Below are 26,470 nucleotides of genomic sequence, written 5' to 3'. Positions count from 1 at the left end.
AGAACGCTTCGCCACATCAGTTGTCCGATGCCCCATCCCCGTGCCAGAAAAAGCAAACACAATGGAACACACAGACGCCAATCAGCCCCCCGAAGAGATTGCCGGCGACACTCACAAGGAAACCCAGCGTGACGATAAACTGCTGGCACGGCAGGTAGCCCGCTACCTGATTCAAAATCCAGAGTTCTTTGAAGAGCGCATGGAACTGCTGGAAACCATCAAGTTGCCGCGGGAAGATGGCAAAACCGTGTCGCTGATGACCCACCAAACGAATTTGCTGCGTGAGCGCAATATCGAAATGCGCCAGCGCCTCGACCAGCTCTTGCACAACGCCCGGGACAACGACCAGTTATTTTTCAATAGCCGCCGACTTATCCTTGCGCTGCTGGAAGCTGAAAATATCGGTGAAGTCACAGAAGCTCTCTACGCCAGTTTCGCCGCTGACTTCAATGTTGAGTTCACCAGCCTGACTCTGTTCGAGCCAATATCTGCTTCCCGCCAAAGCCTGGGACAAGTTCAGACCAGCACATTTTCCGATGCTGAGACGGCAATTGGCGGAATAATTCGTAACGGCCGTCCCATCTGTGGTGTTTTGCGCCAACGGGAAAAAGAATTCCTGTTTGCGGAAAAAGCGCAATATATCGCTTCAGCTGCCGTAGTTCCTTTGGGCAATCAACTTGGCACCCTAGCGGTAGGCTCTGCTGATCCCCAGTACTACCGGTCTAGCCTGGGCACTTTATTCCTATCCTATATCGGCGAAGTCCTGGAGCGCCTGCTACCGAAACTGCTCAATCGGTAAAAGCTCTGAGAGGCTGACAGGGGTTTGGCCAACTGTCACTCCTCCTGCTGGAGGAGCAACAGCGACCAGAGAGATTAGATAGGGCGGCTGCCGTATTTTGGCTGCGGTTTGCGCGGGGGGTCGGCGGTAACTTCTGGATCAACTTCACTAATCGCGCCGCCACCGGCGAGAAACTCCTCTACATCGGAACTTAACTGGCTTCTGGCGCGCTGGCGAGAGGTGATACTGCGTTCTTCTGCAAATTCCTCGGAGTCCTTGCTGCGAGAGTTCTTACCCTGATCTTCATAACCATCTTTCATAGCTAAAACCCTGTAACCTTTACTCCTGTTACAGAGGGAGTACCTCTGTGCCGCCCCTTTCCCGCGGCATCTACAAAACTGACAACCACTTTTCAGTGGCGATCCCCTACCGCGTCAATAGCGGCGATTAATTTATAGGCAGTTCCCCACCCCCGTGCCAGTAACACAAGGAGGAGGCTGTAGAGTTTTTTGTTGGGAAATGAAATGGGAATATTTCAGTTAGTTATGCAGATTTTTGCGCCTGCCCCAGTAGCAGGTATTTCAAGCAAAATAGATAACAAAGGTCGTAGGAAAGATAGCGGGACTTATCAGAAGTGCATATAAAGCCCCTTGCGGGGCTTATGATACTCAATCGCTACGTTATGAAAGAGTTATCAAACAGGTTACACAGCTTCGCTACCGGTTTCACCGGTACGGATACGAATGACTTCTTCGAGAGCCGTGATAAAGATTTTGCCGTCACCGATTTTGCCGGTTTGCGCCGCCTTGGTGATTGCCTCAACAGCGGAGTCCACCATCTCATCATCAACAGCGAGTTCCAATTTTACTTTCGGTAGGAAGTCCACCACATATTCGGCGCCACGATAAAGTTCTGTATGGCCTTTTTGACGCCCAAAACCTTTTACCTCGGTGACGGTCATTCCTTGCACGCCCACTTCAGACAGGGCAGTGCGTACATCATCCAATTTGAAGGGCTTTACTACAGCCGTAATCAATTTCATCTTGAGTATTTCCCCTGATTCGTCCTCGTCGAGAGAACCTTACCCAGGCTACTGCCCCGCCTATGGGGCAGCACCGACACTGTTAACTTACTTGTTCATAAATTCCGGGTAAGCTTCCATTCCGCATTCGGTCAAGTCAACACCCTCTTGCTCCTCATCTTCGCTCACACGGATACCAGTGACGAGCTTGAGCAGGTACCACACTGCAAATGAACTGACGAATACCCAGCCAAAGATGGTCAGTGCACCAATCAATTGCCCGCTGAAACTGGAATCATTGTTAGTCACAGGTACCAATAGCAAACCGAGCAAGCCGACAACGCCGTGTACGGAGATAGCGCCCACCGGATCATCGATTTTCAACTTATCCAGGGTGATGATAGAGAAGACCACCAACACACCAGCGATCATACCGAAGAGGGTTGCCTGCAATGCAGTCGGGGTCGATGGCTCCGCAGTAATTGCTACCAGACCGGCCAGGGCGCCATTGAGCAACATGGTCAGGTCAGCTTTACCGAACAGGATACGGGCGGTGATCAGTGCAGCAATAGCACCACCGGCAGCAGCGGTATTGGTATTCACAAAGACCATGGCGACGGAGTGCGCACTGGCAGCATCGCCCAGCTTCAGTACGGAGCCGCCATTGAAGCCAAACCAGCCCATCCACAGGATAAAGGTCCCCAGGGTTGCCAACGGCAAGTTAGCACCGGGAATGGCATACACTTGGCCATTGGGGCCGTATTTGCCTTTGCGCGCGCCCAGTAGCAGAACACCAGCAAGCGCAGCCGCTGCACCCGCCATATGCACGATACCGGAACCGGCAAAATCAGAGAAACCGAGATCGCCCAGGTTATACAGGCCGAAAACCTCTTTACTACCCCAAGTCCAGGCACCTTCCAGTGGATAGATGAAACCGGTCAAAACTACTGCAAAGGCCAGGAAGCTCCACAGCTTCATACGCTCGGCAACCGCACCGGATACAATGGACATAGCGGTAGCTACGAAAACCACCTGGAAGAAAAAGTCTGAAGCTCCGGAATAAACGGAGTCACCCTCAAAACCATTTTCTGCAGAATCGCTGAGGACGCCTTCCAGACTAAACGCCTCAATACCAGATAGAGCCCAGCCACCATCGTACATAATGGCGTAGCCAGTCAGCAGATACATAATGCAGGCAATCGCAAACAGGGCCACATTCTTGGTGAGAATTTCCGTGGTGTTTTTGGAGCGCACCAAGCCGGCTTCCAGCATGGAAAAGCCAGCGGCCATCCACATTACCAAGGCGCCGCACATCAGAAAGTAAAAAGTATCAATTGCATACTGCAATTGAAAAATTTGGTTCTCCATATTCCTCTCCGTTCAAATCTGGATATTTATTAAAATTATGTTTTCGGTTTTTAATTAAATTGCTGCATTACCGGTTTCTCCGGTACGTATGCGCACGACCTGCTCAAGCTCTGCGACAAATATTTTTCCGTCACCGATCTTGCCACTCTGCGCGCTGGAACCAATTGCTTCGATAACCGCATCCAGTTGCGAATCTGCCACCGCTATTTGCAGCATGGTTTTCGGAAGAAAATCCACCACATACTCTGCGCCGCGATACAATTCCGTATGCCCTTTTTGGCGACCAAAGCCCTTCACTTCAGTGACCGTTACACCATTAACCCCCGACTCCCGCAGGGCATCTCTCACAGCATCCAGCTTGAAGGGTTTAATGATTGCAGTGATTAATTTCATGGTATTCCCCTAAAGAAAAATGAGCCCTCGCATTAACGAAGGCCCTTTTGTATTACCAGGTATAAGTCGCGCCAGCGAGCAATGTAGGTTCGCACCAGTCGGTCTCGTAGCACTCTTTATCGCTGACATCGGTGCCCACGAAAGAAGCGCTCAGGCTCAAGTCGCCAAATTCTTTACTGAGGGAAACGGAGTAATCGATATAGGAATCAGATCCATCGAGAAAACCTTCTTCTTCAAAGAGGTTTAATCCCAGATGTAGATCGAGAGAAAGATCTGAGGGAAGAGCGAAACTATATTCCGCATAAGGGTAATAAAATTCACCGGTATCCGCCCAATAATCATCGGAATAGGCAAACCCCAACGTTAAATCTGAAAAACTCAGGCTGCCGTATATTTCCTGATAATCTTCATCTTCACTTCCACCGTGATAGGCGTAATAAATGTAGCCAACATCAAAGCTAACGCTGTCATTGATATCCGCACTATAACCGCCGTAAAAATCCTGTTCGTAGTCGGTTTGATCAGTCTCGTAATCAAAATCCACTTGGGATGCCCAGGTGCCAATATAAATGCCGTTTCCAAAATCGACATCGACACCCCCCTGTAATGCGGGGCCCCCATCAGTCTGGCTAATACCACGAAATCTATAGTCAGAAACAAGACCCACATTGGCACTAATGCTGGGACCGCCCTCGGCAGCCATCGATAAATTTGCAGCGCCCAGTGCGAGAACGGCACCGGTGACGAGAGTGGCAACCTTATACATTTTATTTTCCACTTTAATCCTCCAAGGCTTTTGAAGCTGTTTTTTCGAGTGCTTTTATGGCGCCGCCTGCAATCAGTCCTTCACTGTCGGGTGTGACAGAGGGTCGCTTGCGTCTCGTGAACTGCTACTTTCCCAGACTCCCAATGATCGTTAATGGGACACCTGCACAGATTGTTTGCAGACTTGATGCCAACACTGCAACCGCAAGCAAAATCAATAAGTTAGGAGTAATTGAATTAGTAAAATTCGTACGAATAGAAACTCGGAGGCAAAGTGTTGCACCAACATGGAACTACCTTTCTTCCTTTGCACTGAAGTGGGGAGGTAAAGATTAAGGTGCGCTCAGAACGGTGCGCTGTTAGGCTGCTTTTTCCAAAAAATGCACTGGGTTACAATCCCGTGCTATTCATATCCATCTTATTTAGCGAGGAAATGCCCGTGGCAGCAGATAAACTGCAACAGCTGCTGAAAGAGCTACAACAACAGGGCGCCGTGGTGACCAGTGACCTGCGCAGTGCTCTGGAGGTATCACTGGATAAATTGCCATTGGTCTCCCAGCGAGAGTTCGACACCCAGGTGGAGATACTGCGCCGGACCCGGGAAAAGCTGGCACGACTCGAAGATAAGGTCGAAATGCTGGAGCAGGCCCTGGCGCAGCGAGACAGCGCCGCCAAGGACTAAGCCCAGGGAGCCACTTCAAGGATGAAATCGTGAGCCTCTCAGTCACCTACTCCCGAGCTCAGCTCGGGGTCTCTGCACCTCTGGTTACCGTAGAAACCCACCTGGCAAATGGCCTCCCTGCTTTTCATATTGTGGGTTTACCGGAAGCGGCGGTGCGGGAGAGCCGCGACCGTGTGCGCAGCGCCCTAATCAACAGCCATTTCGACTTCCCCCAGCGCCGTATTACCGTCAACCTCGCCCCCGCCGACTTACCCAAGGAAGGTGGCCGCTACGATCTGGCCATCGCCATCGGTATTCTCAGCGCCTCGGGACAGGTTCCCACCGAAACGCTGGAACGTTATGAATTTATTGGCGAGCTAGCACTCACTGGCGCCTTGCGGGAAGTAAGTGGTAGCTTACCGGCAGCCGTAGCCTGCACCAATGAAGACCGTAAACTCATTGTGCCTATGGAAAACGGTGCGGAAGCCGCGCTGGCTACCGGCGAAGTCAGCATTGCCAACTCCCTGCTGGAAGTTTGCGCCGAACTTCATGGGCGTGAATCTATGCCCAAAGCTGTTGCAGAGCCTATTGCCGAAGAGCACCTGTGCGCAGACTTGGCCGATGTGCGCGGCCAACTAAAGGCCCGCCGCGCGCTCGAAGTAGCAGCAGCCGGCGGCCACAATCTGCTTTTTTACGGCCCTCCCGGCACCGGCAAAACCATGTTGGCCAGCCGCCTGCCAGGTATATTGCCCCCGCTGACAACTGAAGAGTCATTAGAAGTAGCGAGCGTTTACTCCAGCGCAGGCCTACCTCACCAGAGCCTGCGCCCTTTCAGGGCCCCGCACCACAGCGCCTCACCAACAGCACTGGTCGGTGGTGGCAGCACCCCAAGGCCCGGTGAGATATCCCTCGCGCACCGGGGAGTCCTGTTCCTCGATGAAATGCCCGAATTTCCCAGGCACGCTCTGGAGATACTGCGGGAACCTCTGGAGAATGGTGAAGTGCGAATCTCCCGCGCCCGAGCCCAAGTCACCTACCCCGCCCACTTTCAGCTGGTCGGGGCTATGAACCCTTGCCCTTGTGGCTATTTAGGCGAACCCCGCTGTCGCTGTACCCCAGACCAGATAGATCGATATCGCAACAAACTCTCTGGCCCTCTGCTGGATCGTATCGATATGCAGGTAGAGGTGGGCGCTATGAATGCGGTACAATTACAGGACTCAGCTCCCGGAGAAACTTCCGATGCCGTGAGAGAGAGAGTTTGTGCCGCACGCCAGCAACAAATACAGCGGCAAGGTAAGACAAATAACCTGTTAAAAGGCGCAGAGCTGGAAAAGCACTGTGCCTTGGGGGAAAAGGAAAAGCACCTCTTACGACAGTCGGTGGAAAAACTGGGGCTATCCGCGCGTAGTTACCATCGGGTCCTTAAAGTAGCCCGAACCTTGGCAGACCTTGCTAATTCTGAACGTATAAGCACAACTCAAATTGCTGAAGCTTTGGCGTACCGCAATCTGGACAGGCGCCAAACGGCTACGGCATAACTTGCCTATATGAACACTTACACATCCCGAGGAATCTATACCGGTCTCGATACCTTTATTCGTAAGCTGAGGTGGATACTCAATATCAGCTCATGAAGTAATTTAAATTAGGATCCCGACTATAAGACCCCATTTCCAAAACATGGAGCACTTTACGCCCCAAATATTGTGCACCTTGTTCACGTCCCCCAACCCCATAAGGAAAGATCACATCGCTTAAAAAATTCCTCAGGTGCGCCAGATAATTAAATTGGAAAGTCCCAATATTTGGATCAAAAAATATCAAATTTTCAAGATCCAAGGCCATAGTATGCGAATGAAAACTTCGAGTGGAAATTATTCGAAATTGATTTATATCTGGCCCCTGACAGCAGTAATCACCAACCCAATTTCTAAGTCTATTGACATATTCTTTTCGGGGCATATTTCCTACGAAACCGTGAGTATTCATCCACAAATGGGCATCCTTCATCTGACTATTCGCAGCTTTTGTGGCATTAAATAATTCTATTGCCGGTGAAAGAGCATCAGCAATAACTCTCTTATTCTGCCCGACCATAGGGCCTAGATAGTCCCTGTTTTTAATTTGCCCTTCAAGCCAATAAAGTGCTAGTGCTATACATATACCATCTCCAACTCCCCTTTTAGTGAGCACAGTGTGAATTTTACTTCCAGGGGATTGTGAAAACTCAACAACTCTAATACAACCCCGAGCTCTTGCTGCTAAGATAACTCTTTCTATAATTCTGCGAGTATCTCTTGCAGTTCTATTCATCCATAAAGGCATATTTATCCTCACCCAGTAAAAGCTTCGATCATCATTCAACAAATTGTTACAACCCAATTTGTCGACAACTTTTCGTCCGATTGCATGTACATGAACAATTAACCTTCATCCTACAGTGAGGCTTTACTGTATTTTTGATTTTTCTTGCTACTTCTCCCCCTAGTGATTTCAGTATTTTATAAACCCAGCCCGCTTAAAATAGGCCTGTATTCATTCCCATTAATCATTGCAATTATTGACATGGCGATCAGTTGACATAATCACCCAAATAGTTACCATGGTAATCATCGCTATGTAAAGGCACTATATGTATGAACAAGCATCTATTCATTATTGCCAAGATTTCCCCCAAGGCTGAATTCTTCATACAAGCCAAGCAGGCCATCCTGTCCATAGTGGCTAATACATTGGAGGAAGAGGGCTGCCTGAAGTTTGCAGTACACGAGGACGGGGAAAACTTGTTTTTATACGAGGAGTGGCGCAGTCAGGAAGATCTCGATAAGCATTACACTATGCCCTACATCACCCCGATATTCGAAGCCTATAAAGAGTGGCTAAAAGAGCCTGTGGAGATCAATAAACTGGAGAGGTTAGCTTAATATCCTTATGTTTTTTCTCAAAGAACTTCCCTCACAACAGATGGTTGAGGGATATTCCAAGCGATTTTCTGTAAAAGATCCCGCTGCCGTTCAGGGCGCCCTTACCATGATGCGGGATGCGAGTCTGTTATTGCGGGAGCTGGAGGGGTATTTTTCTGAACACGGAACCTCCCAGCTGCGCTTCCTGGTAATGATCGTTATCGACCGGGAGCCTCAAAGAGATAGTTTGCTGGCTTCAGAAATCGCAGAGCGCATCGATGTTTCTCGACCGGTAATGACGCGAACCCTCAAAAGTATGGTGGAAGATGAGCTCATCGTTATGGAAACAGACTCCAGCGATGGTAGGGCAAAATGTGTAGCACTATCCAAGAGTGGAAAACAATTTTTACAGAAAATCTTACCCGGGTATTTTAAGACAATTTCTAAATTTATGGAGGAGTTGAACAAATGAAGAAACCGATACTGCACGCCCTGTGCATCTGGGCATTGGTTTACCCTATTGTTACTCTATTACTTCTAGGGATGCGGGCACTGGAATTGCAAATTGCAATTAGTTTAAAAGCGCTAATAATGTGTAGTAGTTCAGACTTGATCTGACAGTTACCGGTTTTTCAGGAGGTGCTCTGTCAGGTCAAATTCAGTTTACGAGCTTTTCCTTCCAGATGCTTTTTCCATCTTCAAGAGTGGCTAACGGTGTTCGACCGCAACACTTCTTACCCTGATGGGTTCTCTCATTATTGTAATATGTGAGCCACTCGTCCAGATCCTTTTGTAACTCTTCTATTGATCCATAGATCTTGCGGCGTAATGAAGGTTGGTAGAACTCTTGTAGAATAGTTTTATGGAAGCGCTCACAGATCCCGTTAGTTTGTGGATGTCTGGCTTTTGTCTTGGTGTGTTCTATTTCGTTCACACTTAGATATAACTGGTAGTCGTGCTGTTCCAATTTGCCACAATACTCTGTACCGCGATCAGTTAGGATACGCAGCACCGGTAGATCATGTAAGGCATAAAACGGTAGTACACGGTCATTCAGGAGGTCTGCCGCAGTGATTGGCGTTTTGGTGGTGTACAGCTTGCAATGAGCCACCTTCGCATAGGTATCGATATAGGTTTGTTGGTAGACACGTCCGACGCCCTTAAAGGTTCCTACATAGAAGGTATCCTGCGAGCCCAGATAACCAGGGTGTTGAGTATCAATTTCACCACAGGCTTCATCATCATGCCGTTTTCTCTCCAAAGCCTGAACCTGTGACTCCGTGAGGATCAGTCCCTCCTCAGCGACCTTGGCCTCAAGTGCCTTTAATCGCAATTTGAAGTTAGCTAGGTCATGCCGTAACCAGATACTCCGAACGCCACTAGGGGACACAAATACACCGCGTTTACGCAGTTCATTGGAAACTCGAACCTGCCCATGGGCAGGCTCTTGGAGGGCATAAGTTAACACTGCCTCTTCAATGACTGTGTCAACACGGTTCTTGTGGTTGGGTACACGCCGGTTCTTCTCAAGAAGGGCGTCCACGCCACCACTTGAAACGGCTTCCTTGTACCGATAGAAAGTGTCTCTCGATACACCCAGCATCTTACATGCTTTGGAGATATTTCCGAGTTCTTCTGCCAGATTTAGCAATCCGGTCTTGTGTTTGATGATGCGATCATTAGTATGGATCATGGGGTTTATCCTTGGTTTTGCTTTTAGGTTTAGGCACCTTCATCAAAACCGGTAAACCCCTCTTTTTCAAGAGGATGTGTCAGATTTGGTCTGAACTAATACAAATAATGACCGTTATTCTGGTCCCACTAATGTATTTCTATCTTGTGCCAAAGGTGCATCAATTTTTGGCCCGGCATTAATATGCCGAGCCATGTTTTGTAGCGCAAATATCTAGTCAGCAGGATCTTTCTCAGCTTCCAGCTTTTCACTTAATTTTGCTTTCGCTTTCTCTGCATATTGATGACAGCTTACTGATTTTTTCTGTATAGCTTTGTTTTTAAACTCCCAACCGCTGGCAGGTGCATGAGGGGTAAGTAGTAAATCACAAGGTAAATCCCGCACACGGGCAAAGCTTGTGCGGAAGTCCTCTAAGATATTGGGATAGCGGCGGTTATCAATCAGTTGGTAACCGGGCGCTGTAAGGCTATCCACATAAGCTATATCTTTAGTTTTACCATCAACTTTGTCTTCCCAGGTCCAGGCCATACTGCCTGGTGTATGGCCTGGGATAAAATGTACGCGTAGACGCAAATCCCCTAGAACCACTTGCTCGCCATCGTGCAGGATACGATCCGCCTTTATTGGCGGATATAAAAGTTCGTCGGCAAAATGAATATCATTGGCACCACCGCGAGCCATTAACACCGCTGACTCGGCATTGGTTACTACCTGTGCACCAGTTACGCGTTTTAGCTCGGCTAAGGAACCTACATGGTCTGCATGGGCCTGACTGTGCAAGATTAACTTGAGATCCGAGGGGGCGACTCCCAATCTGCGCATATTCTCCAATAAATGCTCAGCCGTTTGTTCCATGCCACCGTCAATTAGAATTGATCCCTCTTTGCCTTTTAACAACAGTGAGGTAATTCCCTCGGTACCTATTTGCCACGTGTTACCTGCAATCTTTAGAGGCGCTACTGGCTGACGCCAGGATTCTGGTACTTTGTAGGTTTCCAGTTGTGGTAAGACAGCATAGTTTTCCGCTACCGAAAAACTGGAATAAGCTGCCATTACTATTGCGGCTAACTTGATTCTTTTATTCATTGATCAGTCTCAACTTTTACCGGCACCAGGGATACACCCGGGAGCTCCATTTAGTGCAGTCTTTTTGATCCATCCAGCAATTCTTTCAAAGACTTCTCCCCGGTGATTTACGCCATCCTTATCCGTCATATAGTGATCGTAACCGGGGTACTCCCAATAAGTCAGCTCACAACGTCCGGCTGATGCATAGGCATCTCGCGCTGCTCGGCCGGAACTGACCGGGGCAGATTTATCTTCTGTACCCTGGATCAATAATACGGGGGCATGGCTGTTCAATAAATCGTTGACCGGTACCCGATCGACGACATCGGCCCACCAACGCATAGAGTTTCCCCCCCAAACTTCCGCGCTTTCTGGGTTAGCTCGGGCATAGGCGAGTTTGGCATCTACCTCTTTAGCTACGTGGGGCGGAACCAAACTCTTTAGCACTTGAGCAAAGGACTGCCCCAATCCACTTGAAAAGACCACTGCCGCATCGGGATTTAGCCTCGGCGCCAGTCGTGCAACAAGATCACCACCCTCGGAACCGCCGAACAAAACCAGTTTGCAATTCCACCAATCAGCCCCGCGCAGTTCGCCGACAATCTGCTCTACATCTACCGCACGCTGCTCAACTGTATGGTTAGCTACATACTCTTTTGAACAATCTTTAAATTGCTCTTCCGGGCTGTCAGAGTGAGTTACACCATATTTTTCTACCAATAAAACAGCATATCCTGCCGCTAACTCTTTAGCCTGTTGGATAGTAGTATTTTTAACAGCAGGTAAGCAGCCAGACCCCTGGGCTATCAGAAACAAGCCATATTTCCCGTTAGCCGATGGTTGCTCTAAAGACCAGTAAAGCGTTGATCCATCAGGGCGTTTACTGACTTTAAGTAGAGGTTCGGCGGACACGCCGATATGCAAAGTCGCTAGCAGAAAACCAGTTGCCGTTATAAACGCCGATTTAAGAAAACCCATAGCGAGAACTCCCTGCCCTCACCTGAAATTAATGGTGGGGCTATATTTGCTTGGTTATTGTTGAAGAGGGGGTGAACCTCATATTCACCCCCTCTCCGAACCCAAGAAAAAGTAATGGTTCCCGTGCTAACTGAAGCTAATCACATCAAGATTTTTTCCAATCATCAGCACTTAAGCGATAAAGGCAGTGCCGCTGCAGATGGCTTTCGTTGGGGACAAGTGGATGTTCAAAGACGAGAGAATCCCGCCGCATACCCAGCCGCTCCATCACCCGCTGGGAACGAAGGTTTTGTAGTGCAGTAAAGGAAACGACTTCGCTGAGATTCAGGGTATTAAAAGCTACATCCAAAGATGCTTGTGCAGCTTCACTGGCATAGCCTTTTCCCCAGTGGGGAAAGGCCAAGCGCCAGCCAATCTCTACCGCTGGAGTGAAGGGCAAATCTTCGGTCACATTTTTCATACCGACAAATCCGAGAAGCTCGTTGGTGTCTCTTAGCTCCAAGGCCCAAAAGCCCCAGCCGTATTTCTCAATATGCGCAATACTGCGATCCACACCGGCATCACTCTGCTGTCGCGTCAGCAATGATGGGAAGAACTCCATCACCCTTGGGTCGGCATTCATTTCGGCGAATACAGGCTTATCGTCCTCTCGCCACTGGCGCAGCTGTAAGCGTTCGGTCATGGGTTGTATTAATTCGGGCATGAAATATTCGCGCTATTCAATATTTTGTTTCTGCTGAAGATCTACAGACGGTGCGACCATAAAATCGCACTGATCCAGCCATTTTCGCTGCCCTGGATAAGCCGCTTCCTCAAAACCCAATTTCTGGTAGAGAGTCCGTGCCGCTAGATTAGTACGCAGGACAAATAAAGAGCACTCGATTGCATCCAGGGCTCTGGCTCCTGTTTGCGCAAGCTGTACTACCAGCGAACGCCCTAATCCGGCTCCGCGATGATTAGGCGAGACAATTAAGCGACTTAGGTGGCAGCGGCCCAGGTGTTGGTAATACTGCCCAAAAGCCAGCACGTCACCGCTGCTATCCTGAAGCGCGTAGCTGGGCAACTCCGGCCAGCGACAATCCTCCAAGAAGGACCTCCCCTCGAAGGGAAACCTGAAATCAGGACCACCCCACTGTTGGCACTGCTCCCTATCAGGTAGCCAGGACATCAATGTTGGGAATTGCCACTCTTCCATTGGCTTCAGTCTCAAGTTCTCCACGGCAATTCTCCTTAAAGTTACTTGCGACTCTTTGCCAGCCATCTATCTAACTGATCGGCAAAAGCTTTGCGGTCGGCCTGGCTAAGGGCCGGTGGTCCGCCGGTATGCACGCCGCTGGAGCGCAGGGTATCCATAAAGTCCCGCATATTCAGACGCGCGCGGATATTGGCTTTGGTATAGCGCTCCCCACGGGGGTTAAGGGCTTCAGCACCCTTGTCGATCACCTCTGCGGCCAGGGGAATATCGCTGGTGATAACCAGATCCCCCGCCTCACAGCGCTGTACAATCTCGTTATCCGCCACATCAAAACCGGCAGTCACTTGCACGGAGCGGATATAACGCGACGGCGGCACCCGTACCGCTTGGTTGGCCACCAGCGTTAGTTCTGTGGCTGTGCGCTCAGCAGCGCGAAACAGGATTTCCTTGATGGCGACCGGACAAGCGTCGGCATCGACCCAAAGTTTTGTCATGGCTATACAACCTTTTCGAGCGTATCGGGCGGTGCGCCCTCATCACATTTCTTGCAATTGAGCTGGAATCCCACCATGGACTCGCGTCCTTGTTCAGTGATTACCCAGGGCCGGTTGGTCCAGGGAGGATTGTGGCGTACATGTTGGAAATGGCCACAGGCGAGCTCCGCCACCCAGTGATCCTCTTCATCCAGGTGGTAGCCGGCGATGGGTTGTTGCATGGGGTTACACAAGCAGGAAATAAGGCGCAGTTATAGCCAATCCCAAGGGCAAAGTATACGTGTGGCCGGTGGTTCGCACTGGTACTGGGATGATTCGAGCCAAGACTGCTAGAATCTCCCGCTTTTCCGCGACGCGAAGATGCAGCCCCATCTATGACCCAGCTCAATCCCCGCCAATCCGAAGCCGTGAAGTATGTCGATGGCCCCTGCCTGGTGCTGGCTGGTGCCGGCTCTGGCAAGACCAGCGTAATCACCCGCAAGATCGCCTACCTGATCGAGCAGTGTGGTTATGCCGCGCGCAATATCGCTGCCCTCACCTTCACCAACAAGGCGGCACGGGAGATGAAAGAGCGGGTCAGCAAACTGCTGGCGGGCCCGGATGGCAAGCGCTCCAAGGCAAGTCACGGTCTCACCGTATCCACCTTTCACAACCTTGGGCTGAATATCCTGCGTAAAGAATACCGCGCCGCCGGCTTTAAGCCCGGTTTCTCCATCTTCGATGCGGAAGACGCCCGCGCCCTGATCAAGGAGCTGATGCTCAGGGATGGCGACCTGGATACAGACCTGTTGGATCGGGTACAGAACCAGATCTCCAATTGGAAGAACGATATGCTCACCCCGCGCCGCGCCTTGGAGCAGGCACAGAGCCCCGGTGAGCAGGCCATCGCAGTTGCCTACGATCGCTACTGTGAAGCCCTCAAGGCCTACAATGCCGTCGACTTCGACGACCTGATCCTGCTGCCGGTGCAGTTGTTCGACAAAGACCCGGAGTTGCTACAACGCTGGCGCAAAAAAATTCGCTACCTGCTGGTGGACGAATATCAGGACACCAACAACTCCCAGTACCTGCTGGTGAAGCTGCTGGTGGGCGAGCGCGGCGGCCTCACAGTGGTGGGAGACGATGACCAGTCTATCTACGCCTGGCGCGGCGCGCGCCCGGAGAATATGAGTGCGCTGAAGACCGACTTCCCCAGTCTGCGTCTGATCAAACTGGAGCAGAACTACCGCTCCACCAGCCGCATCCTCAAAGTGGCCAACCACCTGATCGCCCACAATCCTCACGAATTCGACAAAGCATTGTGGTCCGATCGCGGCCTGGGTGAGGAGATCCGAGTGCTCAAGGTGGCCAATGAAAACGAGGAAGCGGAGCGAGTCGCCAACGAGATTTTTCTGCAAAAGAGCCGTCGCGGCTGCAAGTTTATGGATTTTGCCGTGCTCTATCGCGGCAATCACCAAGCGCGCCTGATCGAAATGAAACTGCAGGAACACCAGGTTCCCTACCAGATGTCCGGCGGTACTTCCTTCTTCGCCCGCGCTGAAATCAAGGATGTGATGGCCTACCTGCGCCTGTTGGTGAATCCGGATGATGACAACGCATTCCTGCGCATTATCAATACCCCGCGTCGCCAAATAGGTACCAGCAGCCTGGAAGCCCTGGGCAACTACGCCAAGGGCCGCGAGGTCTCCATGTTCAAAGCCTGCTCGGAACTGGGCTTTAAGGAGCATATCAACGAGCAGGGCTACGAACGCCTAAATCGCTTTGCCCTATGGCTCGAAGGGGTGCAGCGCAACTGCCGCGATACCACCGCCAATGGCGCCTTGCGTGAAATGCTGGAAGATATCGACTACGCCGGCTGGCTCTCGCAAAATGCCAGCAGTGAGAAGGTGGCCGAGAAGCGCATGGAGAATGTGTTCTGGCTGCTGGAAAGCCTTAACAAGATTATGGAGGGCACCGACGATGAGCTGGAGCAGGATATTCGCCTGGAACAGGCGATCTCCAAACTGATCCTGCGGGACATGCTGGAACGCCAGGAAGAAGAGGAAGCCACCGATAAGGTCAGCCTTATGACCCTGCACGCCGCCAAAGGCCTGGAATTCCCCCACGTGTTTATGATCGGTATGGAAGAGAACTTACTTCCCCACCGCAACAGTATTGAAGACGACAACATCGAAGAGGAGCGCCGTCTCACCTACGTGGGTATTACCCGCGCCCAACGCACCCTCACCATGACTTTGGCAGGCAAGCGCAAACAGTTCGGCGAAACCCAGGACACCACACCCAGCCGCTTTATTGACGAATTGCCGGAAGAAGATGTGTTGTTGGAAGGATTTGGTAAAGCGACGCCGGAGCAGAATCAGGCGAAGGGAGAGGAAACTTTAGGGTCTTTGTTGAGTATGTTTGATTAACCTCTTATTGATTAAATATTTTCAAATATCTGTACCAGCTAAGCAGATATCCAAAATAAAAAAGGCCGCTCAATGAGCGGCCTTTTTCCAATAGGGAACAGCTTATTTACTGTTATCCACCATGTAATTCACAGCAGCTTTGATCTCGTCATCGCTACAGTCCATACACAGGCCTTTGGCCGGCATGGCATTGATACCGTTAATGGCATTGTTGTAGAGAGTGTCCATGCCCTTGGCAATGCGGGGTGCCCAAGCTGCGGCATCACCGAATTTAGGCGCACCTGCAACACCCATCGCGTGACAAGTCTGGCAGCTTGCGTTGTAGATATCCTGACCACTGCGAGCAGCGCCGCCGCTAGCACCCTCAGGAGCTGCCGCTACTGCCGCTGCACACTCTTCACCTTTCATGCAGGTTTCACCTGCCGGAGCAATTCGCTCTGCGATTTCTTCATCAACAGACTGCTGGGCCACTGCCGTAGCCGCACTGACGGCCAATGCCGCCACAATACCCAAAATACGCTTCATCATATTCCCCCAAAAGGACCGAAGTGAGTTGGCCCACAAACGTTCAAAATATCGTCGCAAACTCCTACGCGGCGCATTATAAGCACTGCGCCGCCACCTGCCAAAGACTATATAAGCCAACAGAATGTCCTTTAACCCGCCCCCCAGCTTCTGTATAATCCGCCTCCCATTGGCACAGATAGCCAATTAAACCGCCCGTAGCTCAGCTGGATAGAGCGTCGCCCTCCGGAGGCGAAGGTCAGAGGTTCGAATCCTCTCGGGCGGGCCATATACAAAAAAAGCCCGCTTATGCGGGCTTTTTTTGTATATGGCTAACTCCCAGGGTTTTGTTCGAACTCAGGTTCGACTCGGAGGCAGCAAAGCTGCCGTAGAGCAGCGAGCCCAAAGGGCGAAGCTAATCCTCCAGCACACTATCTGCCCACTTATGCGAATTTTTTTGCATATTACTAACTCCCAGGCTTCGCTCGAACTCAGGTTCGACTCAGAAGCTGCAATCCCCAGGGGCAAGGGTAATCCTCTTATCGAAACTATTCACTTACAGCGAACCGTGTATACACCGACTCCCTAACCTTCCTTAGTTTTTTAAACCCACGATAGACCTAAAGACCTTATAGCCATAAGAGAAATAATTTTCTGCACCTATTTGCTTTATGTAATACAAATAGGTGGTTACATTGAGTTAATGCACAAAAATCAATGCCAAATACAAAAAAATACAATTGAGTCATCCACCGGATGGATATTTTAAAATTAATTTGAACATCTTTTTTGAATTTCAAAACCATTAATGGACAAAGATTTAGTTGCTTAAGGAGGACCATGCCTAGCATGTAATCTAATGTATCTTATTAATCGCTTCCTGCAAGGAAACTTTCTTGATTAAATGGTATAGATATCTCAGTAATTTTGATAAATGAATAACCTTACATGATTTCGCAAGGAGGTTACGCAATGGAAATAATATCTGTATGGCTTATTGAGCATAAAGCATCGCTCGATGAGTTTTCCCCCATGAATGAGGATGGCTCTGAATTCATGGTTGGAACAGGATTTGTTCCAGCAAGTAGTGAAGAAAACGCTATGTCTTTGTTTGAGCAGTACCTTGATAAGCAGGGAATGAAAATATTGGAGCTGAAAAGCTGTAAACAATATGATCCTGCGGACTTTAGTGAAACTAGTGAAGATGACAAACGTGTAATGCTTGCGGCGTCCAGCTCAATGGAAGATGAGCAGATCCGCTACATAGGTATTTCTTCTGAGGCAATGGACTGCGATGAGGTAGGGAGGCATGAATAATACCCCTAAAGGTGCTATGACCTTCGCTGAAGGTATGTTTGACTACAAGGTCGATGTAGATGTTATTTTCAACAATGGTAGAGACAAAAAAAATTTTGTCTTAAGGACCAGCTTAAGCTCATACTCTGAATGGAAAGCAAACTATTGTAAAGGAGCATCACCTTTTAAACTTTTTGTAAAAGGTACAGAGAGAAAAGCAGCTATCATTGATCGTGAACTGTGGGTATTTGAAATTGATGCAACGAATGTTGCTGATATTATCGCAGCAGTAACCATAGCGTCCGAATACTTTAGAGTCAGCCCTGCAGATATTATTGGCAATATTTATGTAAAAAACTTAAATGCTGAGTTTGAGCGAGATATGCCACCCCAAGCTTTGGTTAATGCGAATAAAGGTCTATATCAAAATACTTGCAGTGCAATAATTGCTGCTGCTAGAAGCCTTGGCTGTGCGGGGCCTCTAAATTTTTGGGTGTTTAGCAATAGCAAAAACCCAAAAATACGTCAACAAGCCCTACATGACGCTTTAAATGCAGGCGGGGCATCCAATGTCTCTACAGACCCCATATCACATAAATATTGGGTCGGTAGTAATGATGGCTTAGCCCAAAGAGAAATAAAGACTAATCTACACTTGGCTAAGCTAAATATTTAAGCAGCTCAACCGTGTACAAATAATCTTATTGGTGGCTTCCAATAGTACTGGAAGCCCCTACCCCAACGGCACCCTCAAAGGCTCAATCACCACCTGCTCCCCAGCCTCTACACTGCCACTCTCTCGCGCCAAAACGATAAAGCAGTTAGCAGCAGCCAGACCGGAAAGAATATGGCTCCCCTGGGTACCAACCGGTTCTACTACCAATATCCCGTTTTCATCACTGCGATATACACCCCGCTGGAAATCGGTACGGCCCGGCTTTTTCTTCAGCGGTTTTAACAGTTTTGCCTGTAAGGTCTGCGGGCCAGTCCACTGATCGCCTTTCATCACACTCAGGGCGGGAACGGCCAGTTGGTAGAAAGTTACCAGGGCGGAAACTGGGTTGCCGGGTAGGCCGAAGAAGGGCGTTCCCTGTAGGAAACCAAATGCAAAAGGTTTGCCGGGCTTCATCGCCACTTTCCAGAAGCCGATCTCTCCCAGCTCTTCCAACACTTCACGGGTGTAATCCGCTTCGCCAACGGAAACTCCACCGGAGGTGATAATAGCATCGGCCTCTTCGGAAGCACGCTGCAAGGCATTGGTAATAGCCTGTTTGTTATCGGGCAATATACCCAAATCCAAAATATCCAGGTCCAGCTGGTCCAGGGCTGATAACAGAGCAATGCGGTTGCTATCGTAAATATCGCCCTTACCCAGGGCGTCGCCGGACTGACGCAATTCATCGCCGGTGGAGAAAAGTGCGATTACCGGTTTGCGCACTACAGTCACTGTGCCCACACCGGCAGCGGCGAGCAGGGCAATATGTGGAACGCTGATGCGCTCTCCGGCCTTAAGCAGGCTAGCTCCTTCAGCCACGTCTTCACCGCAGCGGCGAACATGGTCGCCAGCGCGAACTTCACAATTTATTCGTATCGACTCCCCCTGGGCATCGACATTTTCCTGCATCACTACCGTATCTGCACCGGCCGGTACTGCGGCTCCCGTCATAATGCGCACGCAAGTGCCGGGGTTCACCACACCGTCAAAAGGTGCACCGGCAAAAGATTTGCCGATCAGTTCCAGCGGCAAGCCACTGGCCAGGTCTTCAAAGCGCAGGGCGTAACCGTCCATTGCGGAGTTGTCGCAGGGCGGTAGGTTTACTGTGGAGATAACATCCTCAGCCAATACTCGACCGGCGGCTTGTGCCAGGGGCAAAGTCTCAGTGCCACTGGTTGGGCTCAGTGCCTCGAGAAGTTTTTCGCGGGCGCTTTCGATGGGCATCAGGCCCGGTTGGCTACAGCAGTCGATAGTGGGCATGGACAATATCTCTTACTTCATTCCTTTGCGGTTGGGACAAACTAGTGGCTGCGGTTTTGGGATTCCGGTCGCTTCTGATTAACCATCCACACAGCAGCTTCCACCCGGGAGCGCATGCCCAACTTTTTCAATAAGTGTTTAACGTGAACCTTTACAGTGGCATCACTGATATCCAATTCACGGGCGATTAACTTGTTACTGAGGCCATCGGCGATCAATTGCAAGATCTGGTATTCGCGACTGGTAAGCGTCGACAGGGTATCCGCACCAGAATTGTCCGGTTTGCGCAGAGCGGAGGCGAGGATCTCGGTAAGGCGCTGGCTGATAGCGAGCTTGCCGTGTGTGGCCTGGATAACCTGATCGAGAATATCTTCCGGCTCCATATCCTTGAGCAGGTAACCATCGGCACCGGCACGGATACAGGAAACTACGTCCGCGTTGTTATCGGAAACCGTGAGTATCACGATACGTGAGGCTACATCGGCTGCACGCATTGCCCGCAGGGTATCCAGCCCGTCCATACCGCGCATATTCAGGTCCAATAGAATAAGGTCCGGCTCGTGCTGTTTGGCCAGTTCCAGCGCTTCCTCCCCGCTACTGGCCTCGGCTACCAACTCTAGGCTGGGCTCCATAGCAAACAATTGCTTGAGACCTTTACGAAACAGAGGATGGTCATCAACCATCATTACCGTGGCAGAAGAAGTCATGGGGTGTCCTGCTTCATTGCTGTAAGTTGTACTAATTCTGAACAGTGACTTTAACACAGGGCTCAGTGCCTGCGCTTACCCCCAAATGGGTAGCTATTACGCGCGGGGGCAAAGGGGTTACTTACTGTTGGTAATTGAGCAGGGATAAGCACCGGCCCATAGTGGCCGGACGAATCATTTCGAGGAGGAGTGGCCGCCGTGTCTGACATCTACGAGTGGGCCCCAGAGGACAGCAAGTTCTGGCAGTCCAAGGGCAAGAAAATCGCAAACCGGAATTTGTGGATATCCATTCCCAGTTTGCTGTGCGGCTTCGCCGTGTGGCTCTACTGGGGCATTATTACCGTTCAAATGCTCAACCTTGGCTTCCCCATTGCCAAAGCCGATCTGTTTACCCTGATGGCAATTGCCGGCCTCACCGGCGCCACCCTTCGAATACCCAGTAGTTTCTTTATTCGATTGTTCGGTGGGCGCAACACCATTGTCTTTACCACGGCCCTATTGATGGTCCCTGCCCTGGGCACGGGTATCGCCTTGCAAAATCCTGAGACCCCATTGTGGGTATTCCAGTTGCTGGCTCTGCTGTCAGGTATTGGCGGTGGTAACTTCGCCTCTTCCATGTCCAATATCAGCTTCTTTTTCCCCAAGGAAAAACAAGGGTTGGCGCTTGGCCTGAATGCGGGCCTGGGTAACTTCGGTGTTACCACCATGCAGATCCTGGTACCGCTGTTTATGACCTTCGGAGCCTTCGGCGCTGCTGGCGGCGACCCCATGACCCTGGTTAGCAGCTCTGGCTCCCTGATTGGCAAAGTACCAGCCGGTTCTGAAGCGTGGATTCAAAATGCCGGTTTTGTATGGCTGCTGTTCCTGATTCCACTGGCCTTTGTAGGTTGGTTCGGCATGAACAACCTGCGCACCGACGAAGTCACCCCGGATGTGGGCAGCTCTATCGGAGCGATGTTGAAGATGACCATAATGTTGGGAATCGGCCTCCTCACCGCAATCACAGGTCTGTGGCTGTTGCTTCCCGAAGCGGCCAACGGTTCAGGCTGGGGTGTGCCCAAGGAAATCGTTCTGGTGCTGGTAATCGCCGCTACCGTGTTCGGCTTGAAGCTGCTGCCCGGTGAGATCAAAACCAGCTTGCAGCGTCAGTACCGTATCTTCAACAACAAGCACACCTGGGTGATGAGTGTCATTTACACCATGACCTTCGGCAGCTTTATCGGTTTCGCAGCGGCCTTCCCCCTGGCCATCAAGGTGATCTTCGGATACAGCCACGTGATGGTGGATGGGGTTATGACTCACGATACCATCAACAACAATGGCCCCAGCGCCCTGATGTACGCCTGGATGGGTCCGTTTATCGGCGCCCTGATTCGCCCGGTAGGTGGTTGGATCTCCGACCGTATCGGCGGAGCCCTGGTTACCCAAATCTGTGCAGCAATCATGGTGGGTAGTGCCCTGGGTGTGGCTTACTACATGAAGGCCGCCTACGGCTCAGCCACTCCGGAAGAGTTCTTCCTGCCCTTCTTCCTGCTGTTCCTGGTGCTGTTCGCCGCTACCGGTATCGGCAATGGCTCTACCTTCCGCACCATCGCCATGGTGTTTCCGAAAGAGCAGGCAGGCCCGGTATTGGGATGGACCTCAGCAGTTGCCGCCTACGGTGCCTTCTATATTCCCAAGGTCTTCGGCGAGCAGATCAAAGCCACCACCCCGGAATACGCTCTGGCAGGCATTGCTATCTTCTACGCGGTTTGCCTGGTGGTTAACTACTGGTTCTACCTGCGCAAGAACGGCGAATTCTACAATCCATAATTTGGTCTCACGGGCGGGAAACCGCAGTTGCGGGGAGGTTTAACCTCCCCTTTTTTATTTCACCTGAACCAATATCGGCGTTATATCCGAACCTTCAAGCAGGCTGGAAATCAGCTGTCTATCGGTGTCCCTGCGATAGTAGATCGTCACTTCATCCAAGTCTTCAACGGTTGGCATCGTCGGGCATAGATGCCTGGCAATAGCTATACACATCTGCTCATAAAAATCTAAATCGTGCAGCTTATCCAAATAGATATGGCACCCTGCGATATCCTCAGCACTAATCGTATAGTTGTAACCTATGGGCGGCTGAAAATAGTAGGCCTGCACAGTAATAGACCCATCTGCATTTTCAGTGACTTCGTATTGGACAGGTCTGCCGCAGATACTCTGTTGGTACCCAACAAGATCCTCCGCAACTGAGGCAAGACTGTCATCCGTCTCAATGGTGCTCTCAATTTCACTGTAGGCTTGATGGCTAGCTTCAAAGCAGCTCAAGCAGGACATAACACCCGCTTCTTGCAGCTCTGGCAGCAGCTCTATCGCCATATCTTCAAGCAATTGCACCAGCTTTTCTGCCGAGATAGCGTCGCGAAAATAGTAAGAGCCTTCTCTCTCAATCGCCGACTGAAAGATTTTTAGCTTGCGCTCCGGGCAATAGAAATCGAGGTGGTAGAGAGGCTGTTCTGGATCGGAAGTGTGGTTATTCAGCTCTACCTTGCCCAAATACGGGATAAAGAAGGTAAAAGACCAATACTCCGGGCAGTGAATAAATCGCCGGCAGTGCTCTTCGATATAACCGGGCAAATATTGAAGGTCGAAGAAATTGGCCAGATGATAGTTACCACCACCCTGGTATTCCGCTATGGAGTCATAGTTATAAAACGGGTGCTCGCCGTTGAAATCTATCTTAACTCTCTGCCCACTGGCTGCGCGGCAAGCCAGATGAAAGTACAAGGCATCGTCTTTGTAAGTAGAGTGGATAACGATAGCGTCGCCCTTTCGGCGAAGCTGATAGCGGAAAGCATCGATCCGGTAGGGCTCACAATCCTCAAGTAGCTCGGCAATTTCCAGCTCACCCGATTCTAGGCGGCTTACTCGATAGTTGTGCCCGCCTTCTTCTATGCAACGAGTAAGTACTGGGTGTAGATCCTCAATGGTCACAGCTTTCGCTACAGGTAAGCCCTCGACCTGTGCTTTTTCCCGGTAAAACTTATCGCCCTCGTTAAAGAGAGAAACTCCCAACACAACGCCCATAGGAGCACCACTCAGTTAGCTGGTGTTCAAACTTAGCAAAAAAATTGCTGGGGTTTTAGGGGGCGAAGAAATGCACTTTCAGAAATTGCCCTGGAACTACTTACAAACCGGCAAGACTACCAGCCTTAAACTGGGCAAAGTAGGTAGTGCCTTCACGCAGTTCTAGGCGCTCGCAGGAGAGACGGGAAATATCTGCGTAGAACACCTGATCAGCAGCGGTTAACTGTAAACGAATGCGGCCATCGATAAGGTTCTGCTTGGCAACTAAAGTTACCGGCAGGCAATTGAGGATACTGGACAGGCCCGGCTTCTCTACACTGAGGCTGATATCTCCGGCTTCCAACAGAAAAGCAGCGGTATCGCCTTTTCGATAATGGCCTGCCACCCTATCTGCAAAGATGGAAATCCCACCTAAATCCAAAGTGAGCAGACCATCGTTTAGGGATTCCACTCGCGCTTCAATCCGGCTGCGACAACTATCCCCTACGCCGTGGCTATCCAGACGCTGGGCAATTTCAGGTAAGGGAAGTGGTGCGGACAAATTGGCAGAATCCATCCACAAACAGCGCTGGGCCAGCAGCTGGATTTCATCAAAGTCGTGACTGGTCCAGATTACCAGCGCCGGATATCGGGCCCAGAAATCCCGCAGGGTCGGCAATAGGCGCCGAAGTACCTGGGCGCGGTCAACCGCTGAAAGCGGCTCATCAAATAATTGCAGCGGCGCGTTGTTATAAAGCTGGCGCAATACAGCCACTCGCTGGGCCTCTCCACCAGAGAGTAACTCCACCGGCTGATGTAGCAGCGCTTCAATACCAAAAGCCTTTAGCAGCCGACCACACTCTTCCTCGGGCAGTGGCCTGCGGCTGTAACGGCGGGCCAGTGCCAGGTTATCTGCCACCGACTGGCCGGCAAACAAGCGGCTATCCTGAAAGCCCAAAGAAAGCGTTCTTTTGTGGGTAGCCAGGGCGCGGCGTCCGCGCTGCCAAACCGTATTGGCAAAAGTGATATTGCCACGGCAATGGCGTTGGCCAGCCAAAGCAGCCAGTAATGTGCTCTTGCCACTGCCGGAGGGACCGGTAAGACCAAAAATTCCAGAGGCTGGCAGCTCTAACTGCCAGGGAGTTGCAGCGTTAAGCGGAGTCACCAGCCCTGCAACACTCAGTCCGTTGGAATCAGAAGTGGTAGACGTAGTACCGAATAGGGGTAAGGTGATTTCCATTAGCCCAGCACCCCCATTACCGGTTTAGCCTGCTCGTTGTTTGATCCGCGCGGGGCCAAACTATGTCCCAGCCAACGGGCAGCGAGTAGCAGTACCGTAGTAATTCCCATCAACATCAAAGCCAGCCGGTGCGCCGCACCGTATTCCATCGCCTCCACATGTTGATAAAGAGCGATAGAAACCACCTGGGTCTCACCGGGAATAGAACCACCAATCATCAGCACTACCCCGAACTCACCCAGGGTATGGGCAAAGGTTAAAGCGCAGGCACTCACAATAGCGGCGCGACTCGCCGGCAAAAGAACTTTTAATAATGCCGCCCAGGGCGGTATACCCAGTGCTGCGGCAGCCTGGGTCAGGCGCTGGCCATTGGCATTAAACGCGGCCAACAGCGGCTGCACCATAAACGGCAGGGAATAAATCACTGACGCAAACACCAGGCCAGTGAAGGAAAACACCAAGGGGCCATCAAAAAGTTGTGACAACCACTGCCCGGGCGCATAGTTAGGGGAAAATAAAAGCAGTAAATAAAAACCCAACACCGTGGGTGGCAGTACCAGCGGCAGGGTAATTAATACCTCGATACCGTGGCGCCAGCGGCTCTGCCATTGGCTCAATTTCCAGGCCAGGGGCACGCCGATAATAAACAGGAGCAAGGTAGTTAAGCCGGCCAATTTTAACGTTAGCCACAGGGCCTGCCAGTCGGCAGCGGCGATATTCATAAGCCACTCCCTCCATCTCTACTTCGATATTGAGTTGGCAAAACACCGTAACCCAAGTGCTGTAGTTGCACCTGCACTTCCGCTGAACGCAAATAGTCAGCGAGGGACTGTGCCTCTTTAGGTCGGCGACTCTGGGTGGGAATCAGCAGCTGCTGTTCAATGGGTTTGTACAAATACTGCGGCAGCAGCCAGTAGTTATCGCGGCCGGCTGCTTGCATCTGGCTGGCGGCGACAAAGCCCAGCTGCGCATTGCCGGAATCCAGCATTAAATAGGCTTGGCCTGCATTGTGGGCCCGGGCCAATTGAGTTTGTTTTTTCTTCCACAAATCCAGGCTTTGCAGCGCTTGCCGTGCGGCACTGCCGAACGGCGCTACTTTCGGATCGGCTAATACAATTTTATCGGGCCAGGTTTGCAGTAACTGCTCGATATTCGATTCCGATTTTGGGTGCCAGAGGGCCAGTAAACCCAGGGCGTAAGTCTGACGACTGTTGCCCAGTGCCCCGCCCTGCTTTTCCAACAGTTCAGGTCGCTCGCGATCGGCAGACAGAAATAAATCGAAGGGCGCGCGGTGCGCTATTTGTTGGTAGAGCACCCCGGAGCTGCCACTGCTGATTTGCACCACACAGGCATGGCGACGCTCAAATTCCGGCAGTACCTCTTCCAGTGCCGGGCGGAAGCTGGCCGCTACCGCCACCCGCAAGGTGCAGTTTTCCGCATTAACCGGCAGCGCGATGGCCACCAGTAAAGCGGATAGCAACAGGCTCAGCCGGCGGACCACTTTTCCATCTCCGCAGCATCGCTGGCCCGAGCTTCAACCCAGCGCTCTGAAGGCTTACCGGACTCATCCGCAACCGCTTCGCGCTTCCAGAAAGGCGCCTCAGTTTTGAGGCGATCCATGATGTATTGGCAGGCGGCAAAGGCAGCCTGGCGGTGGGGGCTGGTAACACCGACAAAAACAATTTCATCGTTGATCTGCATGGGGCCAACCCGGTGGACGATAGTCACACGACCCAGGGACCAGCGATCGCGGGCATCATTGATAATCCGTTGCAGGCTTTTTTCAGTCATGCCCGGATAGTGTTCCAGGGCCAGGCCGCAGACATCACTGCCCGCATTGAAGTCCCGCACCGAACCCACAAACAGGGCGCAGGCACCATCACCACTGTTGCCTTGCAGCGCAGTATATTCATCCGCTACGTCGAGGGGCGTTTCACTGACTTCAATACGATCAACGGCTTTCATATTGGCA

The 26,470-nt window shown here is 51.1% G+C and carries 31 protein-coding genes and 1 tRNA gene; 11 read left to right on the top strand and 21 right to left on the bottom strand.

All coding sequences use genetic code 11. The features are described 5' to 3' along the window. Positions 1 to 61: 61 nt before the first annotated feature. Positions 62 to 799: a DUF484 family protein gene (locus ACJJI8_RS07195; protein ID WP_444934657.1), complete on the top strand. Its 738-nt coding sequence runs from the start codon at positions 62 to 64 to the stop codon at positions 797 to 799. Positions 800 to 873: 74 nt separating this feature from the next. On the opposite strand, the gene ACJJI8_RS07190 is transcribed toward ACJJI8_RS07195, so the two are convergent. The 5 genes from ACJJI8_RS07190 to ACJJI8_RS07170 form a co-directional block, all read right to left on the bottom strand. Beyond that, complete coding sequence (locus ACJJI8_RS07190) at positions 874 to 1,098, bottom strand: hypothetical protein (protein WP_108731384.1); 225 nt, start codon at positions 1,096 to 1,098, stop codon at positions 874 to 876. A gap of 383 nt (positions 1,099 to 1,481) precedes the next feature. Beyond that, positions 1,482 to 1,820: a P-II family nitrogen regulator gene (locus ACJJI8_RS07185; RefSeq protein WP_108731383.1), complete on the bottom strand. Its 339-nt coding sequence runs from the start codon at positions 1,818 to 1,820 to the stop codon at positions 1,482 to 1,484. Positions 1,821 to 1,907: 87 nt separating this feature from the next. Beyond that, the gene (gene amtB / locus ACJJI8_RS07180) at positions 1,908 to 3,167 is read right to left on the bottom strand and encodes an ammonium transporter AmtB (RefSeq protein ID WP_282930335.1); all 1,260 of its coding nucleotides are present in this window, start codon (positions 3,165 to 3,167) and stop codon (positions 1,908 to 1,910) included. Between the two features lie 54 nt (positions 3,168 to 3,221). Beyond that, complete coding sequence (locus ACJJI8_RS07175; RefSeq protein ID WP_282930336.1) at positions 3,222 to 3,560, bottom strand: P-II family nitrogen regulator; 339 nt, start codon at positions 3,558 to 3,560, stop codon at positions 3,222 to 3,224. A gap of 52 nt (positions 3,561 to 3,612) precedes the next feature. Continuing rightward, positions 3,613 to 4,338, bottom strand: coding sequence for a TorF family putative porin (locus ACJJI8_RS07170; RefSeq protein WP_444934656.1), 726 nt, complete (start codon positions 4,336 to 4,338; stop codon positions 3,613 to 3,615). Between the two features lie 426 nt (positions 4,339 to 4,764). Here ACJJI8_RS07170 and ACJJI8_RS07165 point away from each other — a divergent pair, with 426 nt between their 5' ends. Next, positions 4,765 to 5,007 (top strand): accessory factor UbiK family protein, encoded by a 243-nt coding sequence (locus tag ACJJI8_RS07165; protein ID WP_108735120.1) that lies wholly within the window; start codon positions 4,765 to 4,767, stop codon positions 5,005 to 5,007. A 29-nt stretch (positions 5,008 to 5,036) separates the two neighbouring features. After that, the gene (locus ACJJI8_RS07160) at positions 5,037 to 6,527 is read left to right on the top strand and encodes a YifB family Mg chelatase-like AAA ATPase (RefSeq protein WP_444934655.1); all 1,491 of its coding nucleotides are present in this window, start codon (positions 5,037 to 5,039) and stop codon (positions 6,525 to 6,527) included. 85 nt (positions 6,528 to 6,612) lie between these two features. On the opposite strand, the gene ACJJI8_RS07155 is transcribed toward ACJJI8_RS07160, so the two are convergent. After that, positions 6,613 to 7,314: a YopT-type cysteine protease domain-containing protein gene (locus ACJJI8_RS07155; RefSeq protein WP_444934654.1), complete on the bottom strand. Its 702-nt coding sequence runs from the start codon at positions 7,312 to 7,314 to the stop codon at positions 6,613 to 6,615. Positions 7,315 to 7,625: 311 nt separating this feature from the next. Between ACJJI8_RS07155 and ACJJI8_RS07150 the strand changes: the two genes are divergently transcribed. The 3 genes from ACJJI8_RS07150 to ACJJI8_RS07140 are packed head-to-tail and all read left to right on the top strand — an operon-like array spanning position 7,626 to position 8,510. Further along, a complete protein-coding gene (locus tag ACJJI8_RS07150; RefSeq protein WP_444906658.1) occupies positions 7,626 to 7,913 on the top strand; it encodes a putative quinol monooxygenase in 288 nt (95 codons plus the stop codon). 7 nt (positions 7,914 to 7,920) lie between these two features. Then, the gene (locus ACJJI8_RS07145) at positions 7,921 to 8,364 is read left to right on the top strand and encodes a MarR family winged helix-turn-helix transcriptional regulator (RefSeq protein WP_444934653.1); all 444 of its coding nucleotides are present in this window, start codon (positions 7,921 to 7,923) and stop codon (positions 8,362 to 8,364) included. Then, positions 8,361 to 8,510 (top strand): hypothetical protein, encoded by a 150-nt coding sequence (locus ACJJI8_RS07140; RefSeq protein WP_444934652.1) that lies wholly within the window; start codon positions 8,361 to 8,363, stop codon positions 8,508 to 8,510. Before ACJJI8_RS07145 ends, ACJJI8_RS07140 begins: the two co-directional genes overlap by 4 nt. Positions 8,511 to 8,550: 40 nt before the next feature. Here the strand turns inward: ACJJI8_RS07140 and ACJJI8_RS07135 are convergent, their stop codons facing one another. The 7 genes from ACJJI8_RS07135 to ACJJI8_RS07105 all read right to left on the bottom strand — a co-directional run bounded on the left by ACJJI8_RS07135 (position 8,551) and on the right by ACJJI8_RS07105 (position 13,541). Continuing rightward, positions 8,551 to 9,585, bottom strand: coding sequence for an IS481 family transposase (locus ACJJI8_RS07135; RefSeq protein WP_444932638.1), 1,035 nt, complete (start codon positions 9,583 to 9,585; stop codon positions 8,551 to 8,553). Positions 9,586 to 9,798: 213 nt separating this feature from the next. Beyond that, the gene (gene bla, locus ACJJI8_RS07130; protein ID WP_444934651.1) at positions 9,799 to 10,671 is read right to left on the bottom strand and encodes a subclass B3 metallo-beta-lactamase; all 873 of its coding nucleotides are present in this window, start codon (positions 10,669 to 10,671) and stop codon (positions 9,799 to 9,801) included. 9 nt (positions 10,672 to 10,680) lie between these two features. Further along, the gene (locus tag ACJJI8_RS07125; RefSeq protein ID WP_444934650.1) at positions 10,681 to 11,631 is read right to left on the bottom strand and encodes an alpha/beta hydrolase family protein; all 951 of its coding nucleotides are present in this window, start codon (positions 11,629 to 11,631) and stop codon (positions 10,681 to 10,683) included. 145 nt (positions 11,632 to 11,776) lie between these two features. Further along, complete coding sequence (locus ACJJI8_RS07120; RefSeq protein ID WP_444934649.1) at positions 11,777 to 12,334, bottom strand: GNAT family N-acetyltransferase; 558 nt, start codon at positions 12,332 to 12,334, stop codon at positions 11,777 to 11,779. A 12-nt stretch (positions 12,335 to 12,346) separates the two neighbouring features. Further along, positions 12,347 to 12,850, bottom strand: a complete 504-nt coding sequence (locus ACJJI8_RS07115) for a GNAT family N-acetyltransferase (protein ID WP_444934648.1) — start codon at positions 12,848 to 12,850, stop codon at positions 12,347 to 12,349. A 17-nt stretch (positions 12,851 to 12,867) separates the two neighbouring features. Then, the gene (locus tag ACJJI8_RS07110; protein ID WP_282951922.1) at positions 12,868 to 13,320 is read right to left on the bottom strand and encodes a YaiI/YqxD family protein; all 453 of its coding nucleotides are present in this window, start codon (positions 13,318 to 13,320) and stop codon (positions 12,868 to 12,870) included. Positions 13,321 to 13,322: 2 nt separating this feature from the next. Beyond that, the gene (locus tag ACJJI8_RS07105) at positions 13,323 to 13,541 is read right to left on the bottom strand and encodes a DUF3565 domain-containing protein (protein ID WP_444934647.1); all 219 of its coding nucleotides are present in this window, start codon (positions 13,539 to 13,541) and stop codon (positions 13,323 to 13,325) included. A gap of 153 nt (positions 13,542 to 13,694) precedes the next feature. Between ACJJI8_RS07105 and rep the strand changes: the two genes are divergently transcribed. Next, positions 13,695 to 15,728, top strand: coding sequence for a DNA helicase Rep (gene rep / locus ACJJI8_RS07100; protein WP_444934646.1), 2,034 nt, complete (start codon positions 13,695 to 13,697; stop codon positions 15,726 to 15,728). Positions 15,729 to 15,830: 102 nt separating this feature from the next. On the opposite strand, the gene ACJJI8_RS07095 is transcribed toward rep, so the two are convergent. Beyond that, a complete protein-coding gene (locus ACJJI8_RS07095) occupies positions 15,831 to 16,253 on the bottom strand; it encodes a c-type cytochrome (protein WP_444935148.1) in 423 nt (140 codons plus the stop codon). Positions 16,254 to 16,444: 191 nt separating this feature from the next. Between ACJJI8_RS07095 and ACJJI8_RS07090 the strand changes: the two genes are divergently transcribed. The 3 genes from ACJJI8_RS07090 to ACJJI8_RS07080 all read left to right on the top strand — a co-directional run bounded on the left by ACJJI8_RS07090 (position 16,445) and on the right by ACJJI8_RS07080 (position 18,204). Beyond that, positions 16,445 to 16,521 (top strand) — tRNA-Arg (locus tag ACJJI8_RS07090). Positions 16,522 to 17,204: 683 nt separating this feature from the next. Then, positions 17,205 to 17,549, top strand: a complete 345-nt coding sequence (locus ACJJI8_RS07085) for a hypothetical protein (RefSeq protein ID WP_444934645.1) — start codon at positions 17,205 to 17,207, stop codon at positions 17,547 to 17,549. Then, positions 17,542 to 18,204 (top strand): hypothetical protein, encoded by a 663-nt coding sequence (locus ACJJI8_RS07080; protein ID WP_444934644.1) that lies wholly within the window; start codon positions 17,542 to 17,544, stop codon positions 18,202 to 18,204. Before ACJJI8_RS07085 ends, ACJJI8_RS07080 begins: the two co-directional genes overlap by 8 nt. Before the next feature lie 57 nt (positions 18,205 to 18,261). Here ACJJI8_RS07080 and moeA read toward each other — a convergent pair whose 3' ends face one another. Next, a complete protein-coding gene (gene moeA / locus ACJJI8_RS07075; RefSeq protein ID WP_444934643.1) occupies positions 18,262 to 19,503 on the bottom strand; it encodes a molybdopterin molybdotransferase MoeA in 1,242 nt (413 codons plus the stop codon). Between the two features lie 41 nt (positions 19,504 to 19,544). Next, entirely contained in the window at positions 19,545 to 20,210 is a 666-nt protein-coding gene (gene narL, locus ACJJI8_RS07070; RefSeq protein ID WP_108731363.1) for a two-component system response regulator NarL, read from the bottom strand. Positions 20,211 to 20,408: 198 nt separating this feature from the next. On the opposite strand from narL, the gene ACJJI8_RS07065 reads away from it, so the two are divergent. Beyond that, complete coding sequence (locus tag ACJJI8_RS07065; protein WP_444934642.1) at positions 20,409 to 22,022, top strand: MFS transporter; 1,614 nt, start codon at positions 20,409 to 20,411, stop codon at positions 22,020 to 22,022. Positions 22,023 to 22,076: 54 nt separating this feature from the next. On the opposite strand, the gene ACJJI8_RS07060 is transcribed toward ACJJI8_RS07065, so the two are convergent. The 5 genes from ACJJI8_RS07060 to moaE form a co-directional block, all read right to left on the bottom strand. Beyond that, positions 22,077 to 23,279, bottom strand: a complete 1,203-nt coding sequence (locus tag ACJJI8_RS07060) for a hypothetical protein (protein ID WP_444934641.1) — start codon at positions 23,277 to 23,279, stop codon at positions 22,077 to 22,079. Positions 23,280 to 23,379: 100 nt separating this feature from the next. After that, positions 23,380 to 24,498, bottom strand: a complete 1,119-nt coding sequence (locus tag ACJJI8_RS07055; protein WP_444934640.1) for an ATP-binding cassette domain-containing protein — start codon at positions 24,496 to 24,498, stop codon at positions 23,380 to 23,382. Beyond that, positions 24,498 to 25,220 (bottom strand): molybdate ABC transporter permease subunit, encoded by a 723-nt coding sequence (gene modB, locus ACJJI8_RS07050; RefSeq protein ID WP_444892546.1) that lies wholly within the window; start codon positions 25,218 to 25,220, stop codon positions 24,498 to 24,500. Before modB ends, ACJJI8_RS07055 begins: the two co-directional genes overlap by 1 nt. Further along, a complete protein-coding gene (gene modA / locus ACJJI8_RS07045) occupies positions 25,217 to 25,999 on the bottom strand; it encodes a molybdate ABC transporter substrate-binding protein (RefSeq protein ID WP_444934639.1) in 783 nt (260 codons plus the stop codon). Before modA ends, modB begins: the two co-directional genes overlap by 4 nt. Then, on the bottom strand, positions 25,984 to 26,463 hold the full coding sequence (moaE, locus tag ACJJI8_RS07040; protein ID WP_444935147.1) for a molybdopterin synthase catalytic subunit MoaE: 480 nt from the start codon (positions 26,461 to 26,463) through the stop codon (positions 25,984 to 25,986). Before moaE ends, modA begins: the two co-directional genes overlap by 16 nt. Positions 26,464 to 26,470: the final 7 nt, after the last annotated feature.

The organism is Microbulbifer maximicatervae (SeqCode) (assembly GCF_052467695.1).
This window is presented reverse-complemented; position numbering and strand designations above follow the sequence as displayed.